Raw genomic sequence first — 2570 nt, 5'->3', positions numbered from 1 at the left:
CCGTGGACGAAGCCCGCATCCGCATGGCCTATGCGGCAGGCTGCCGCCTGCTGGGCGAAAACAAGGTCCAGGAAGCCTACGGCAAATGGGAATCCATGGCCGACCTGACCGATCTGGGCTGGGCCGTGATCGGCCATCTGCAGACCAACAAAGCCAAATTCGTGGCCCGTTTCGCCCAGGAATTCCAGGCGCTGGACAACCTGCGCGTGGCCGAGGCCCTGGACCGCCGCCTGCAGGAAGCCGGCCGCAGCCTGGATGTCTTCGTGCAGGTGAACACGTCCGGCGAGGCCAGCAAGTTCGGCCTGGCGCCCGAACAGGTTCTGGACTTCGCCCGCGCCCTGCCCGCCTACAGCGCGCTGCGGATACGCGGCCTGATGACGCTGGCCCTGTTTTCCCCGGACGAGGCCCATGTGCGCCCCTGCTTCCAGTTGCTGCGTTCGCTGCGCGACCAACTGCGCCAGGACGCGCCTCAGGGCGCGGATTTCGCAGAACTGTCCATGGGCATGTCCGGGGATTTCGAATGGGCCATCGAGGAAGGCGCCACCACCGTGCGCGTCGGCCAGGCGATCTTCGGCGCCCGCGCTCTGCCCGACAGCCACTACTGGCCCGAAGGCAAGGCCGGTTAGGCCTGGGCCTGGCGCATCCACCCATGACGGCCAGCCCGCCCTGCGCCGCGCCCCGCCCCAGCCCAGGGTGGTCCACTATCCGCGCCCTGGCGGCTACCCTGCTGTGTCTGTGGCTGGCCGCCTGCGCCGGCCCTGGCAGCCAACCGCCCGCCTTGCCCAGCCCTCGCATCGATCCGGCGCAACGCACCGAGGTCATCATGACCGCCCTGAGCCTGCTGGACACCCGCTATCGCTATGGCGGATCCCAGGCCCAGCACGGCTTTGATTGCAGCGGCCTGGTCAAATACGTATTCGGCACCGCCACCGGTACCTCTCTGCCCCACAACACCGAACAGATTGCCCGCATGAGCCGCCCTGTCCCGCGCCGTGAACTGCGGGCGGGCGATCTGGTGTTCTTCGACACGTTGGGCCGACCGAATTCGCACATGGGGATCTATCTGGGCGACGGGCGCTTCATCAACGCACCGTCCACCGGCGGCCAGGTCCGCATCGACCGCTTGGACAACCCTTACTACCGACGCCATTTCCAGTCGGTCGGCACCCTGTTTGCGCAATGAAAGGCGTCCGCCGGATGGGCGGACGCCAGATGGGACGAAAGGATCAGAATCCGGCACGGTTTCCGGCGCGCCGGAACGTTTGCATGGCCGCCAATTGCTGGCGCTGCTCAGGCGTCAGCACCGCATGGATCTGCGCCTCGGCCTGGGCGCGCAGCAAGGCCATCTGCGACTGAGCCCGCCCCAGCGCCTCGGCCGCCTGCCGGGCCTTGGATTCATCGTATGTGTCAGCACGAGCGATATCCTGCAGCGCATCGCGCGCGGCCCACACGCCCTTTCTCCCATCGTAGAGCGCCTGGGCCTGCGCATTGCGGATCTTGAAGATCCGGTCCTGCTGGTCCTGACTCAGATTCAGGGCACGCAAGCCCTGCATACCGGAGCCGCCCTGCATACCGGAGCGGCCCTGTGCGCCACCAAAACGGCCGGCATCGGCACTATTCATTTGATACGGGCAGGGTCCGCCTCCGTTGAACATGCCGGGAGCCGCCGAGACGGCCAGAGGCGCGGCGGCCAGAACAGTGACCAGAGCCAGCGCGGAGAGCGAACGAGTACGAGTGACATGGGTGAGGTTCATGACGGTCTTCCTTGCTTCAGTTCCGGCAGCCCCCCGATGGGGCCGCGATGAAGACAGCTTAGAACCCGAATGCGGCGCAAAAATGCGCAAATCGTGAAGATTTCATGGAGAAGCGCCGACATCCCCTGCAAGATCCAACCGATAGCCCACCCCATAGACAGCCCGGATCAAGTCTGCGTCCGGGCGCACGGCCGCCAGTTTACGACGCAGGTTCTTGACATGGCTGTCCACGGTCCGGTCGGTGACGACACGATGGTCATCGTACAACCCATCCAGCACCTGGTCGCGGGAAAAAATGCGCCCCGGCTGGCTGGCCAGCAGCGCCAGCAGACGGAATTCAACCGGCGTCAGATCCAGCAGCACACCATCCAGGCGGGCCATCCAGGCGTCCTCATCGATCTCCAGGCCACTGGCCTTGCGGTCCCCGGCCGGCGCGGGGGGCGCGCTGCGACGCAGAACCGCCTTGACGCGGGCCACGACCTCGCGGGGACTGTAGGGCTTGCAGATATAGTCATCGGCCCCCAGTTCCAGACCCAGCAGACGATCGATTTCTTCAGTGCGCGCGGTGACCATGATGACCGGAATCGACCCACTGGCGCGGATATCGCGGCATACATCCAGGCCATCACGTCCCGGCAGCATCAGATCCAGCAGGACCAGGTCGGGCTTCCAGCGTTCAAGCAAGGGCATGACAGCCAGGCCATCACCGACGCAACACACGTCATAGCCTGCCGCCTGCAGGTAGGTTCGCAGCACCTCGGCCAGCTTGGGTTCGTCCTCGACCACCAGAATCCGCATGTCTCACCCCTCGCGCAT

4 protein-coding genes are annotated in these 2570 nt (G+C 65.8%); 2 read left to right on the top strand and 2 right to left on the bottom strand.

Annotation, left to right across the window (positions count from 1 at the left end; translation table 11 throughout):
- The coding region (locus RBR29_RS11910; protein WP_320349529.1) for a YggS family pyridoxal phosphate-dependent enzyme at positions 1 to 626 on the top strand (626 nt) is incomplete at its 5' end.
- Positions 627 to 649: 23 nt separating this feature from the next.
- Complete coding sequence (locus tag RBR29_RS11905; RefSeq protein WP_320349527.1) at positions 650 to 1183, top strand: C40 family peptidase; 534 nt, start codon at positions 650 to 652, stop codon at positions 1181 to 1183.
- 43 nt (positions 1184 to 1226) lie between these two features.
- Here the strand turns inward: RBR29_RS11905 and RBR29_RS11900 are convergent, their stop codons facing one another.
- Entirely contained in the window at positions 1227 to 1754 is a 528-nt protein-coding gene (locus tag RBR29_RS11900; protein ID WP_320349526.1) for a Spy/CpxP family protein refolding chaperone, read from the bottom strand.
- Positions 1755 to 1856: 102 nt separating this feature from the next.
- Positions 1857 to 2552, bottom strand: coding sequence for a response regulator (locus RBR29_RS11895; RefSeq protein WP_320349525.1), 696 nt, complete (start codon positions 2550 to 2552; stop codon positions 1857 to 1859).
- Between the last annotated feature and the right edge of the window lie 18 nt (positions 2553 to 2570).

Source organism: Castellaniella sp., assembly GCF_034007085.1.
Taxonomy (GTDB): Bacteria; Pseudomonadota; Gammaproteobacteria; order Burkholderiales; family Burkholderiaceae_B; genus Castellaniella.
Note: the sequence above shows the minus strand (reverse complement) of the source record. Positions and strands in the feature narration are given on the sequence as shown.

Bases quoted from the DNA above. Each gene is read 5' to 3' on its own strand.
- RBR29_RS11900 (WP_320349526.1), bottom strand. From the start codon at position 1,754: ATGAACCTCACCCATGTCACTCGTACTCGTTCGCTCTCCGCGCTGGCT.
- RBR29_RS11895 (WP_320349525.1), bottom strand. From the start codon at position 2,552: ATGCGGATTCTGGTGGTCGAGGACGAACCCAAGCTGGCCGAGGTGCTG.
- RBR29_RS11905 (WP_320349527.1), top strand. From the start codon at position 650: ATGACGGCCAGCCCGCCCTGCGCCGCGCCCCGCCCCAGCCCAGGGTGG.